The 12,434-nt window shown below is 38.1% G+C and carries 12 protein-coding genes and 1 tRNA gene; 1 reads left to right on the top strand and 12 read right to left on the bottom strand.

Going from position 1 to position 12,434, the window contains the following annotated elements:
* Positions 1-51 precede the first annotated feature (51 nt).
* The 10 genes from eno to B9N79_RS18455 all read right to left on the bottom strand — a co-directional run bounded on the left by eno (position 52) and on the right by B9N79_RS18455 (position 10,141).
* Complete coding sequence (gene eno / locus B9N79_RS18410; RefSeq protein ID WP_019394946.1) at positions 52-1,344, bottom strand: phosphopyruvate hydratase; 1,293 nt, start codon at positions 1,342-1,344, stop codon at positions 52-54.
* A gap of 16 nt (positions 1,345-1,360) precedes the next feature.
* Positions 1,361-2,893, bottom strand: a complete 1,533-nt coding sequence (gene gpmI, locus B9N79_RS18415; protein ID WP_040060225.1) for a 2,3-bisphosphoglycerate-independent phosphoglycerate mutase — start codon at positions 2,891-2,893, stop codon at positions 1,361-1,363.
* A gap of 2 nt (positions 2,894-2,895) precedes the next feature.
* On the bottom strand, positions 2,896-3,648 hold the full coding sequence (gene tpiA / locus B9N79_RS18420; protein ID WP_046218016.1) for a triose-phosphate isomerase: 753 nt from the start codon (positions 3,646-3,648) through the stop codon (positions 2,896-2,898).
* A gap of 73 nt (positions 3,649-3,721) precedes the next feature.
* Entirely contained in the window at positions 3,722-4,906 is a 1,185-nt protein-coding gene (locus B9N79_RS18425) for a phosphoglycerate kinase (RefSeq protein ID WP_019394943.1), read from the bottom strand.
* Positions 4,907-5,094: 188 nt separating this feature from the next.
* On the bottom strand, positions 5,095-6,102 hold the full coding sequence (gene gap, locus B9N79_RS18430; RefSeq protein WP_019394942.1) for a type I glyceraldehyde-3-phosphate dehydrogenase: 1,008 nt from the start codon (positions 6,100-6,102) through the stop codon (positions 5,095-5,097).
* Between the two features lie 50 nt (positions 6,103-6,152).
* Positions 6,153-7,184, bottom strand: coding sequence for a sugar-binding transcriptional regulator (locus B9N79_RS18435; protein ID WP_019394941.1), 1,032 nt, complete (start codon positions 7,182-7,184; stop codon positions 6,153-6,155).
* Positions 7,185-7,392: 208 nt separating this feature from the next.
* Entirely contained in the window at positions 7,393-7,626 is a 234-nt protein-coding gene (locus B9N79_RS18440; RefSeq protein WP_019394940.1) for a glutaredoxin family protein, read from the bottom strand.
* Between the two features lie 9 nt (positions 7,627-7,635).
* Positions 7,636-8,925 carry an RNA polymerase factor sigma-54 gene (gene rpoN, locus B9N79_RS18445; protein ID WP_019394939.1) on the bottom strand — a complete coding sequence of 430 codons (1,290 nt, stop codon included), beginning with the start codon at positions 8,923-8,925 and terminating at the stop codon, positions 7,636-7,638.
* A 142-nt stretch (positions 8,926-9,067) separates the two neighbouring features.
* Entirely contained in the window at positions 9,068-9,922 is an 855-nt protein-coding gene (locus B9N79_RS18450) for a prolipoprotein diacylglyceryl transferase (protein WP_040060226.1), read from the bottom strand.
* A 147-nt stretch (positions 9,923-10,069) separates the two neighbouring features.
* A tRNA-Arg gene (locus tag B9N79_RS18455) sits at positions 10,070-10,141 on the bottom strand.
* 382 nt (positions 10,142-10,523) lie between these two features.
* On the opposite strand from B9N79_RS18455, the gene clpP reads away from it, so the two are divergent.
* Entirely contained in the window at positions 10,524-11,117 is a 594-nt protein-coding gene (clpP, locus tag B9N79_RS18460) for an ATP-dependent Clp endopeptidase proteolytic subunit ClpP (RefSeq protein WP_019394937.1), read from the top strand.
* Positions 11,118-11,170: 53 nt separating this feature from the next.
* On the opposite strand, the gene B9N79_RS18465 is transcribed toward clpP, so the two are convergent.
* Together B9N79_RS18465 and whiA are read right to left on the bottom strand one after the other, a co-directional pair.
* Entirely contained in the window at positions 11,171-11,428 is a 258-nt protein-coding gene (locus B9N79_RS18465) for an HPr family phosphocarrier protein (protein ID WP_019394936.1), read from the bottom strand.
* 18 nt (positions 11,429-11,446) lie between these two features.
* Complete coding sequence (gene whiA / locus B9N79_RS18470; protein ID WP_040060227.1) at positions 11,447-12,403, bottom strand: DNA-binding protein WhiA; 957 nt, start codon at positions 12,401-12,403, stop codon at positions 11,447-11,449.
* Between the last annotated feature and the right edge of the window lie 31 nt (positions 12,404-12,434).

Consider the following 12,434-nt stretch of genomic DNA (forward strand, 5'->3'; position numbering starts at 1 on the left):
CTATAAAAAAGCTCCGCTCAAGCACTGAGCGGAGCTTCCTATTCATTCACCTTATTTTTTAAGGTTGTAGAATGATTTAATTCCATCGTATTTCGCAACTTCACCAAGTTGATCTTCGATACGAAGTAATTGGTTGTATTTTGCAACACGGTCTGTACGAGATGGTGCACCAGTTTTGATTTGACCTGCGTTTAATGCAACAGCAATGTCAGCGATTGTGCTATCTTCAGTTTCACCACTGCGGTGAGAGATAACAGCTGTGTAACCAGCACGTTTAGCCATTTCGATTGCGTCAAATGTTTCTGTTAACGTACCGATTTGGTTAACTTTGATAAGGATTGAGTTTCCAACACCTTGTTCAATACCTTGAGCAAGTTTGTTTGTGTTTGTTACGAATAGGTCGTCCCCTACTAATTGAACTTTGTTACCGATACGCTCAGTTAGTAATTTATGACCTTCCCAGTCGTTTTCGTCAAGACCATCTTCAATTGAGATGATTGGGTATTTAGAAGCTAATTCTTCATACCAGCTTACCATTTCTTCAGAAGACTTCACAACGCCTTCGCCAGAAAGATGATATTTGCCGTCTTCTTTGTTGTAAAGCTCAGAAGATGCTACGTCCATTGCTAACATAACTTGTTCGCCTGGTTTATAGCCAGCTTTTTCGATCGCTTCAATGATTGTTTGTAGTGCTTCTTCGTTAGAGCTTAAGTTTGGTGCGAAACCACCTTCGTCACCTACAGCTGTGTTGTAACCTTTTCCTTTAAGAACCGATTTTAAGTTATGGAAAATTTCAGCGCCCATGCGAAGAGCTTCTTTGAAGTTTTCAGCACCTACAGGCATAACCATGAATTCTTGGATATCAACATTGTTATCCGCATGCTCTCCACCGTTTACAATGTTCATCATTGGAACTGGAAGAGTTTTTCCATTTACTCCACCAAGGTATTGGTAAAGTGGCATATCGTAGAAGTCTGCAGCTGCACGAGCAACAGCCATAGATACACCAAGGATTGCGTTTGCACCTAGTTTACCTTTGTTATCTGTACCATCAAGCTCAATCATAGATTTATCGATTGCAACTTGGTCAAATACGTCATAACCAATGATGGCTGGAGCGATAATTTCATTTACGTTTTCTACTGCTTTAAGAACACCTTTACCAAGGTAACGTTCTTTGTCACCGTCACGTAATTCTACTGCTTCATATTCACCAGTAGATGCACCACTTGGAACTAGAGCGCGTCCCATAGCACCTGTTTCTGTGTAAACTTCTACTTCAACTGTTGGATTCCCACGAGAATCTAGTACTTCACGAGCATAAACATCAACAATAATAGACATATAAATGTCTCCTCTCTTATTTGATTAAAGTTTTTCCTGTCATTTCTTTAGGTTGTTCTACATCTAACAATGTAAGCATTGTTGGAGCTAAGTCAGCTAAAATTCCGTCTTCGCGTAACTCTACACCATCACGTGTTACGATAACCGGTACCGGATTAGTCGTATGCGCCGTATGCGGAGTTCCTTCTTCAGTGATAATAATGTCAGAATTACCGTGATCAGCAGTAATAATGGCATCTCCACCTTTTGCAAGAATAGCATCAACAACTTTGCCTAAGCACTCATCAACAGCTTCGATTGCCTTGATTGTTGGCTCAAGTTTCCCAGAGTGACCTACCATATCTGGGTTAGCAAAGTTTAAGATAATAGCGTCTTGCTTGTCCCCTTCAATTTCTGCCAGTAACGCGTCCGTCACTTCATAAACAGACATTTCAGGTTTTAAGTCATACGTAGCTACTTTTGGTGAATCAATTAGAATACGTGTTTCACCAGGGAATTCCGCTTCACGTCCACCACTCATAAAGAATGTCACGTGCGGATATTTTTCAGTTTCGGCAATGCGAAGCTGTTTTAAGTTGTTTTGTGAAAGAACTTCACCAATTGTGTTGTCTAAGTTTACAGGCTTAAACGCCACAAATCCGTTAACTGTTTCACTAAAACGTGTTAAGCAAACAAAGTGTAAGTTTTTCGGATAATTTTCGCCACGCTCAAACGAACGGAAATCTTCGTTTGCGAACGTATTTGAAATCTGGATTGCGCGGTCAGGACGGAAGTTATAGAAGATAATTGCATCTTCGTCTTCAACTTTCCCAACAGGTGATCCATCTTCATCAATGATAACAGATGGCAAAATGAACTCATCATAGATACCGTTTTTGTAAGAGTCTTCAATCACTTCAAGCGGATCTGTGTATGTTGGGCCTTCACCGTAAGCCATAGCACGGTAAGCTTTCTCAACACGATCCCAACGCTTGTCGCGGTCCATTGAATAGTATCGACCAGAAAGAGTAGCAATCTTACCGATACCAACCTCTTTAATTTGTTCTTGAAGAGCTTCAATATACTTACGAGCTGTTTGTGGACCTACATCACGGCCATCAAGGAATCCGTGAATGTAAACTTCATCAAGGCCTTGTTTCTTTGCTAAACGTAAAATAGCGTATAAGTGTTCAATATGACTATGAACACCGCCATCAGAAAGCAATCCAAAAGCGTGAAGCTTTTTGTTGTTTTCTTTTGCATGCGCGATTGCGCCTACAATCGTAGCGTTTTCTTCAAACTCACCTTCACGAATTGCTAAGTTTACACGTGTTAAACTTTGGTAAACAATTCGTCCAGCTCCGATATTTAAGTGCCCTACTTCAGAGTTCCCCATTTGGCCCTCTGGTAGTCCTACTGCTTCACCACTCGCTGTTAGCGTTGCGTGAGCATGCTCATTCCAATAACGATCGAAGTTAGGTTTTTTCGCTTGAGCAACGGCATTTCCGTACTCTTCATTACGCAAAGCAAACCCGTCTAGGATGATTAATGCTACTGGTTTTTTAGCCATTGTTACTTCGCCTCCACTAGCTGTAAGAAAGACTGAGCTTCAAGGCTAGCTCCACCAACTAGAGCACCGTCAATGTCAGATTGTGCCATGTATTCTTTAATGTTAGCTGGTTTTACACTGCCGCCATATTGAATGCGAACAGTTTCTGCAACGTCTGTTGAGAAAACATTTTCTACAACTTTACGAATTGCTGCACAAACTTCATTAGCATCTTCTGCTGTTGAAGATTTGCCAGTTCCGATTGCCCAGATTGGTTCATAAGCAATAACAACTTGTTTTGCTTGCTCTTCTGATAAACCTTTAAGAGCTGCTTTTACTTGTGTTTCTACAACTTCTTTTGTTTTATCACTTTCGCGCTCTTCAAGTGTTTCACCACAACAAACGATTGGTGTTAAGTTATGCTTGAATGCTGCAAGCGTCTTTTTGTTTACTGTTTCGTCTGTTTCAGCAAACATTTCACGACGCTCAGAGTGACCTAGAATTACGTAATCAACGCCAAGATCTGCAAGAGCTACTGGGCTTACTTCACCTGTGTATGCTCCGTTTTCTTCAAAGTGCATATTTTGAGCGCCAACTTTAAGGTCTGTTCCTTTTGTTGCTTCAACAAGCTTGTCTAGGAATAGTGCAGGTGAACAAACTACTGCATCTACCTCGCTTGCTGCGGGAACACTATTTTTTACTTCTTCCACGAAGCTTACTGCTTCTGAAAGAGTTTTATTCATTTTCCAGTTACCAGCGATAATCGGTTTTCTCATCGTTACACCGTCCTCTTTTATTGTTTCACTAAACGTGAAGTGTTTCTTTATAAGTGCTGTGTAAACGTTGATTTTACTTGTCGTTAAGTGCTACAACGCCTGGAAGTTCTTTACCTTCCATAAATTCAAGCGAAGCTCCGCCACCTGTTGAAATATGGCTCATTTTATCTGCTAAACCAAATTTCTCAGCAGCTGCTGCAGAGTCTCCACCACCGATTACAGAGTATGTATCAGTCGCTTCTGCTAACGCTTCTGCTACAGCTTTTGTTCCGTTTGCAAATGTATCAAGCTCAAATACGCCTAGTGGACCGTTCCAAATGACAAGCTTAGAGTTTTTAATAACATCTACATAGATTTCACGTGTTTTTGGACCAGCATCTAAGCCTTCCCAATCGCTTGGAATGCTATCGATGTCAACAACTTGTGTGTTAGCGTCATTTGAGAAATCATCTGCTACAACAACGTCAACAGGCACATAGAAGTTTACGCCTTTTTCTTTTGCTTTGTCCATGAATGTTTTTGCTAGATCAATTTTATCTTCTTCTAGAAGAGACTTACCAACATCATGGCCTAATGCTTTGATGAATGTGTAAGAAAGACCTCCACCGATGATTAAGTTATCTACTTTATCAAGAAGATGGTCAATTACACCGATTTTGTCTTTAACTTTTGCTCCGCCAATGATAGCAGTGAACGGACGCTCTGGGTTTGAAAGAGCTTTACCAAGTACTTCAAGTTCTTTCTCCATTAAGAAACCTGCAACCGCTGGAATATGTTCAGCAATTCCTGCTGTTGATGCATGTGCACGGTGGGCAGCGCCAAATGCATCGTTTACATATACGTCTGCAAGCTCAGAGAATGCTTTTGCAAGCTCTGAATCGTTCTTCTCTTCTCCAGCATAGAAACGAACGTTCTCAAGAACAAGAACATCCCCTTCGTTCATGTTGCTGATCATTTGCTTTACGTTTTCTCCATAAGCTTCGTCTGCTTTTGCAACAGGCTTGCCTAGTAGATCTTGAAGGCGTTCAACAACTGGTGTTAAACGAAGTTCCTCAACAACTTCTCCTTTTGGACGACCAAGATGGCTTGCAAGAATAACTTTAGCACCTTGTTCAATTAAGTAGTTAATTGTTGGTAAAGCTGCTTTGATACGTGTTTCGTCTGTAACTTTTCCGTCTTTCATTGGGACGTTGAAATCTACACGACAAAAAACGCGTTTTCCTTTAAGATCGATATCTTTAACAGTTTTTTTGTTCACCGTAAAGACCTCCTTTGCATGATGAGTTTTTGGGTGCTCTCATTGTAAAACGAACGAAGAAAACAAAAACAGGGAGAACGGGGGACAAATCCCCGCTCCCCCTGTTTCACATTTACATTATAGTTGTTATAAAGCATGTAAGCCAACTACAAATTGTTTGAAATTTGTAGTTTGAGGTGATTTATAACTTATAGACCTTGTTTTGCGATGTAAGCAGCAAGATCTACTACGCGGTTAGAGTAACCACTTTCGTTATCATACCAAGAGATAACTTTAACCATGCTGTCTTCCATAACCATTGTAGAAAGAGCATCGATTGTAGAAGAGTTTGCGTTACCGTTGTAGTCACCAGATACTAGTGGCTCTTCGCTGTAACCAAGGATACCTTTAAGATCTCCTTCAGCTGCTTCTTTGAATGCTGCGTTTACTTCTTCAACTGTTACGTCTTTGTCAAGCTCAGCTACAAGGTCAACTAAAGAAACGTTTGGAGTTGGAACACGCATTGCTCCACCGTTTAATTTGCCTTTTAATTCAGGTAATACTAATGATACAGCTTTTGCAGCACCAGTAGTTGTTGGGATGATGTTTTCAGCAGCTGCACGAGCACGACGGTAATCTTTATGTGGTAAGTCTAAGATTTGTTGGTCGTTAGTGTAAGAGTGAACTGTTGTCATCATACCGCGTTTGATACCGAACTTTTCGTTAAGTACTTTAGCAAATGGTGCTAAGCAGTTAGTAGTACAAGAAGCATTAGAAATTACATGGTGGCTTCCTGCATCATATTTATCTTCGTTAACACCCATAACGATTGTGATGTCTTCTTCAGAAGCTGGAGCAGAGATGATAACTTTTTTAGCGCCTGCTTCTAAGTGTTTAGCAGCATCTGCACGTTTTGTGAAGAATCCAGTAGATTCAACAACGATATCAACACCAAGGTCACCCCAAGTTAATTTCGCTGGGTCACGCTCAGATAATACTTTAATTTCTTGGTCGCCAACAACTAGGTTGCTGCCATTTACTTTTACTTCTTGATCTAATTTACCATGTACAGAGTCATATTGAAGAAGATGAGCTAACATGTTAGCGTCTGTTAAATCGTTAACAGCAACAACTTCAACCTCTGGATTATTTAGAGCTGCACGGAATACGTTACGGCCGATACGACCAAAACCATTAATACCAACTTTTACTGCCATGAGTAAAATCCTCCTTAAGAATGGTGAAATTTAAATTTATATGAAGAAATCTAAAATATTAGATCTCTCGCTAACTCTTTTGCTGCGCCTTCATCCGTTATGAGGATGGAATTGCGCGCTTGATTAAGAAAAGCCTTAATCGCTTTTGCCTTCGTTGAACCTCCTGCGACTGCAATAACATATTTATTGTGGTTCAAATCGTCAAGCTGTATGCCTATTGTTTTTACTTTGTGTACAATTTTTCCGTTTTGGTCAAAATAGTACCCGAAAGCTTCTCCAACAGCATGTCCATTTTTGATCTTATTTAAATCACTTTCTGATGTTTGGCGTCTTTTTGCCATTGTCATCGCTTCTCCAATACCATGGAGAATAATGTTGGATGATCGAATAAGATGAAGCATGTCTTGAATTAAAGGTTCTTCAATCATCGAGCGATACGTGTCATCACTAAGCTGATCTGGAACATGCAAGAGACGGTAATCTTGAGAAGAACGCTCCGCCATCTTGGCACAAATTGTATTTGCTTGGTTTTTTACATTTTCACCAAGCCCACCTCGTGCAGGAACGAAAGTGATTTTATGGTTTTTTACATGAGGCGTCATCATCTCTGCTACGGAAGCAAGAGTTGTCCCCCCTGTAACAGCGACAATGTTTTCTTCGGGTGCAAGGTATTTTTTCAAACAAGCAACGCTTGCTCTTCCCATTTCTTTTTTCACCCATGGGGAGAGATCACTATCGCCAGAAACGACAATTACTTCTGATAAAGAAAAGGCTTCTTTAATTGTTCTTTCCAATAAGGAAGCACCTGAAACTTCTTTCATGCTATCTTCTAATTGCGTGAGTAACGTTTCCCCTTCATGTGTAAGCGTCATGCCTGTTGCTTGAACATGAATCAAATTTTGTTCTTTTAAAAAGGTCACTTCCCCCCGCAATACTCGCTCTGTAATGTTAAGGCTTACAGCTAAGTTACGGCGACCAATTGGTTGCATTAACCGTATGTACAACAAAATTTGGTAACGTCTTTCAAGCAAAGGTAGAAGATCTGGTATTAGTTTTTTCTGTAATTGAATAATCGAATACATGAACCTTCCCCTTACAGCCAATTACGTGGTCATTTTATGTCCCACGTAGACATATTATGTCCCGCATTGGCTAAAAAAAATCACCCCTGCTACAAAATTCATTTTATCAGGAGTATTGAGCTTATTCAACAAAAGAAAATCGCATATTTTATAGTAAGCGGTTCCATCGTTGAATATTCTACTTAAAAAAATTTCAAAATTCTTCTCTCTATCTAGAGAAAAAGGGCATGAGGTCGTCTTTTGTTACTTTACCATATGCCACAACATCTCCATTAATTTCTACTACTGGAATCATTAATCCATATTTTTCAACTAAAAAGTCTTCTTCGTATATGTCTTTTTCTTCAAATTCATACTTGATTTTTTTCTGAAAAACCATTAAAAGATCTTTTGCTATATCACATAAGTGACAACCTTTTTTCGAATATAAAATAATTTTCATTTTTCACCTCTAATACGTTTTTCGTAATGAGGAAGCCAAAATATTAAGCTGTTCACGATATTTTGCAACTGTACGGCGTGAAATGGAAACTTCATATTGTTCTTTTAATTTTGAAACAATCTTCTTATCTGACAAAGGTTTACTTTTATCTTCATTCTGTACGATATGCTTAATAGCAGTCTTTACAGAGATCGAAGAAGTTTCTTCAAGCCCCTTTGCGATGCTTGTAGTGAAAAAATACTGCATTGGATAGGTTCCAAAAGGTGTTTGCACATATTTATTTTTTACCGCCCTGCTTACTGTTGATTCATGCACATCAATAAAATCTGCAAGTTCTCTTAATGTTAGCGGTTTCATATTTGTTGGTCCATCTAAGAAAAATGATTTTTGTAATACTAATAAACTCTCCATGATTTTACCTAATGTTTCTCTTCTTGTTTCAATACCTTTGCTAAGCCAGCTAAATTCTTTGTAATGCTCCTTTAAATAAGCTTGAACTTCCTTATTGGTAGACGAAGCTGCGCCTCTTTTATACATTTTATCCATTTGGATATCATAGTTATAATCATTGTTTCGCAGTACTATAAGTTTTCCACTCGCCTTTTGCTTAACAATAAAATCTGGCGTAACATATGCATCACTCACTCGTTCATACGCAGCACCTGGCCTTGGGTTTAGCTTCAACACTTTTTTTTGCAATTCCTGAATGGCACAAAGGTTAATACTAGTCTCTTTTTCAATAGCTTTCCATTTCTTAAAAGCAAATTGATCAAAATACTCGGTAAGGATAATATAATCCTCTTCTGTTCCTTCTCCAACATAGTCAAGCTGAATCCATAAACATTCCGCTAAACTGTGTGCACCTACCCCTATTGGTTCGAACTGCTGTAGTACGCTTACCATTTCTTCTACTTTTTCAACGTCAATAGCAAGCAAACTAGCTAGCTCATCAGTAGTTTCCTGCAAATACCCATTGCTATTTAAGCTATAAATAAGGTGTTGTAGAATCCTAGCTTCTTCTCCTGTGATTTTCATGTCACGCATTTGAGCTATCAAATAATCTTCTAACGTACCTTTGCGTTCTTTAACAGGCAATTGTTCAGAGCTTGAAGAGTAGTGTTTTCTTTTAGAAAAAGCTCCATGAAAATCATTAATTTGAATAAGGGGATTCTGCAACGCTTTCTCCTGCAGAAACTCAAAAAGATCAGCTGTTGAAAACTGAAGAAGTGAAATTGCCTGTGACAATTCTGTTGACATATGAAGTTTTAGCGTTTGTTGTTGCCATAAAGAAGGCTCCATTGTTTTCCCCTCCCTTTTTCTATACTACTATAAAGTCTGAAAAATCAAAATCCTTTTCAGAAATTTTTCTTTATGTTTTCAACAAAATACCCCTATTAAAAAAAGAACCCCTCGCTTAACATTGCGAAGGATTCTTACTTACTTATTTTGCTAATGCAATTGTTTTAGCCATTGCTAAATATGGCGCTATTGCAGGGTTTCCATCTTTTTTTGTAAAGATTGATAGCTTCATGGGTGTGTTTCCTTTAACGAGAATAAATCTTGTTTCATCTTCCCCAAGTACAGCTGTATATGAAACGGCATTTGCTAATCCGATACTTTCGTCTTTTTTGAAATTTTCAGGGTTAACAGCCTGAGCTAATGCCTTCACATTTTCCTCTTCTGCTGCCATATCAGCATTCTCATCTAACATTTCAATACGCATAAATGAATCTGAATTTTGCTTACTTGTAATAACATCTTTTTTAGGTTCTTCTGCTGAGAAAGTAAACCCATCTAAAAGATAAACATTATATCCTTGATTATTACTAGATGTTAATGTTGCTTTCTCGCTTACAGATTGACCATTACTTTCATAAGTAAGAGTCTTTTGTGTTCCATTACTCTCTTCTTCAGCTTGTTTTTCATCTTGAGTTTGTTTTGCTGTTTCTTCTGTATTCTCTTCTTCTACAGAACCTTTACTTTCTTCTACATTTTCCTCTTCTGTTGAAGCTTCTTCTTTATCCGAAACCGTTGACTCTGCCTGCGAATCATCGTTTACTTCTTGCTTAGCACTTTCTTCATCATTTGTGCTCTCTTCATCGCTTGTTTGTTGCTTATTCTCTTCTTTTGTTGCGTCATCTTGAGCACTTTCATCATTTTGTTTTGCTGTTTCTGTGCTTTGATTTTCGTCTGTTGTGTTTTCATCTGAGCTTGATGAGTTGCTTGATGTTCCGCAGCCTGCTAACACGAGCATTAAGGCAAATACAATCGGAAGCAACTTATGTAGCTTTTTCAATTTTATTCCTCCTTTGTTTTTCCTTTCATATATAGTTTTAAAGCAAATTCGCTCAATTGACAAGCTTGGCCCATCTAAAAAAAAGACAATTTTCTACATTTTATCCAATAAAAAAAGACAAGTTGGCAACCAACTTGTCTTTTTCGACACCCTCGATAGGATTCGAACCTACCCTAAGAGAACCGGAATCTCTCGTGCTATCCACTACACTACGAGGGCATGTGCATTCTTTATTATATGAAAATATGAAGATGATTTCAAGTAATTCTGAATTGAACCTCTCTTTATCATTTAATTTTTGTATAAAATATTTGTTTAGATTAAGAGGAGAAAATAAGACTTGCAAAAAAATTATAAAAAGGTGTCGGTATTTTTTTGTAGAAATAAACATAGAGGCGTATAAAATCAGACGCTTAAAAACAGAATGACTAATTTCCTTGAGGTTTAGACGTAGAAGTTTCGGGTAAAAATATAAGTGTTAGTTTTACTTTATAAGCAAGGTCGAAATAACTCGATTGTTTTCGTTTGACCTTTATTGACCTTAGCTGTATGATATTAAGTAAGATACATATTAAAATTTAGATTAAGAGGAGGAATTTTCATGAATCTAATTCCTACAGTTATTGAACAAACGAACCGTGGTGAGCGCGCATACGATATCTACTCTCGTCTTTTAAAAGACCGTATCATTATGCTTGGTAGTGCTATCGATGATAATGTAGCAAACTCTATCGTATCACAGCTGCTTTTCTTAACAGCAGAAGATCCTGAAAAAGATATCTCTCTTTATATTAACAGTCCTGGTGGATCAATTACAGCAGGTATGGCTATTTACGATACAATGCAGTTTATTCAGCCAAAAGTATCAACAATCTGCATTGGCATGGCTGCTTCTATGGGAGCATTTTTACTTGCCGCAGGTGAAAAGGGTAAACGTTTTGCTCTTCCAAACAGTGAAGTTATGATTCACCAACCATTAGGTGGAGCTCAAGGACAAGCAACAGAAATTGAAATTGCTGCTAAACGTATTCTTTTCTTGCGTGACAAACTAAACCACATTTTAGCTGATCGTACTGGTCAACCACTTGAAGTTATTGAGCGTGACACAGACCGTGATAACTTTATGACTGCTGATCGTGCAATGGAATATGGATTAATTGATAAAGTATTAACAAAAGATCCATCAGCTAAGTAATATAAAAAACCTGTTTTCCTTTTTAGGAAAACAGGTTTTTGTATATAGAAAGGCTAATCTTTTTTTTGAACGAAGTTTGCTAGAGCTTCAACTGCTTCTTCTTCATCATCTCCAGAAGCAATAAGATTAACAACAGCCCCTGAATTTAGGGCCAAACTCATTAATCCCATAATACTTTTAGCATTAATCTTTCTTCCCTCTTTCTCAAGAAAGACATCCGACTTGAATCGGTTTGCTTCCTGAACAAAAAGTGCTGCAGGCCTTGCTTGTAAGCCCGTTTTTAAACGTATATCAATTTCTCTTTCCACCATATCTTCATCTCTCCCCTTTTAAGTTTGCACCTCTTCTAATGACTCTCCTAATCGTAACCTGTTGGCAATTTCATCAATTTTACGCAATCGATGGTTAATGCCGGATTTACTGATTTTTGAACCTGAAACCATTTCCCCTAACTCTTTTAGCGTTACATCTTGGTAAGCCACTCGTAGCTGGGCAATTTCTTTCAGTTTTTCCGGCAAAACATCTAGCCCAACTGTCTCTTCAATGTAACGAATGTTCTCTACTTGTCGAAGAGCTGCTCCAATTGTTTTATTCAAATTGGCTGTTTCACAATTCACAAGCCTATTAACAGAGTTACGCATGTCTCGGACAATTCGAACATCCTCAAATCGAAGCAGTGCATTATGAGCTCCAATTATATTCAAGAACTCAGTAATCTTCTCAGCTTCTTTCAAATACGTAATAAATCCTTTTTTTCGCTCTAATGTTTTACTATTTAAGTCAAAGACATTCATAAGCTCACAAAGAGAATCATTGTGTTCTTTATAAAGAGATGAAATCTCTAAATGATAAGAAGAAGTTTCTGGATTGTTAACGGAACCTCCTGCTAAAAATGCGCCCCTTAAATACGCTCGTTTGCAGCACTTTTTCTTTACTAACTCTTGTGAGATAGTCCGGACAAATGTAAATCCTTCTTCAATAATATGCAAATCTTGAAGAATGAAGCGGGCTTTCTCTTTCATTCGTACAATATAAACATTGTTCTTTTTCAATCTCATTTTTTTCCGAACAAGCAGTTCTACTGCAATGTCATAACTTTGTTTTAACAAAACATAAATTCTTCTTGCAATGGCTGCATTTTCAGTTTGAATATCTACAACAACTTTGCGATTTGCAAATGACATGGAGCCATTCATTCGAATCAGTGCAGATAACTGTGCTTTTGCACAACATTCTTTTACTTCAATATTTGTTAGCTCTTTTTTAGTAACCGAAGCAAATGACATGCTCTCACCCCCTCTTTTCTATTTTCAAAGA

This window comes from Priestia filamentosa (assembly GCF_900177535.1).
Taxonomy (GTDB): domain Bacteria; phylum Bacillota; class Bacilli; order Bacillales; family Bacillaceae_H; genus Bacillus_I; species Bacillus_I filamentosa.

What these genes read in the sequence shown, in the direction of transcription:
- eno (WP_019394946.1), bottom strand. Translation starts at nt 1,344, where the DNA reads ATGTCTATTATTGTTGATGTTTATGCTCGTGAAGTACTAGATTCTCGT.
- gpmI (WP_040060225.1), bottom strand. Translation starts at nt 2,893, where the DNA reads ATGGCTAAAAAACCAGTAGCATTAATCATCCTAGACGGGTTTGCTTTG.
- tpiA (WP_046218016.1), bottom strand. Translation starts at nt 3,648, where the DNA reads ATGAGAAAACCGATTATCGCTGGTAACTGGAAAATGAATAAAACTCTT.
- gap (WP_019394942.1), bottom strand. Translation starts at nt 6,102, where the DNA reads ATGGCAGTAAAAGTTGGTATTAATGGTTTTGGTCGTATCGGCCGTAAC.
- B9N79_RS18435 (WP_019394941.1), bottom strand. Translation starts at nt 7,184, where the DNA reads ATGTATTCGATTATTCAATTACAGAAAAAACTAATACCAGATCTTCTA.
- B9N79_RS18440 (WP_019394940.1), bottom strand. Translation starts at nt 7,626, where the DNA reads ATGAAAATTATTTTATATTCGAAAAAAGGTTGTCACTTATGTGATATA.
- rpoN (WP_019394939.1), bottom strand. Translation starts at nt 8,925, where the DNA reads ATGGAGCCTTCTTTATGGCAACAACAAACGCTAAAACTTCATATGTCA.
- clpP (WP_019394937.1), top strand. Translation starts at nt 10,524, where the DNA reads ATGAATCTAATTCCTACAGTTATTGAACAAACGAACCGTGGTGAGCGC.
- B9N79_RS18465 (WP_019394936.1), bottom strand. Translation starts at nt 11,428, where the DNA reads ATGGTGGAAAGAGAAATTGATATACGTTTAAAAACGGGCTTACAAGCA.
- whiA (WP_040060227.1), bottom strand. Translation starts at nt 12,403, where the DNA reads ATGTCATTTGCTTCGGTTACTAAAAAAGAGCTAACAAATATTGAAGTA.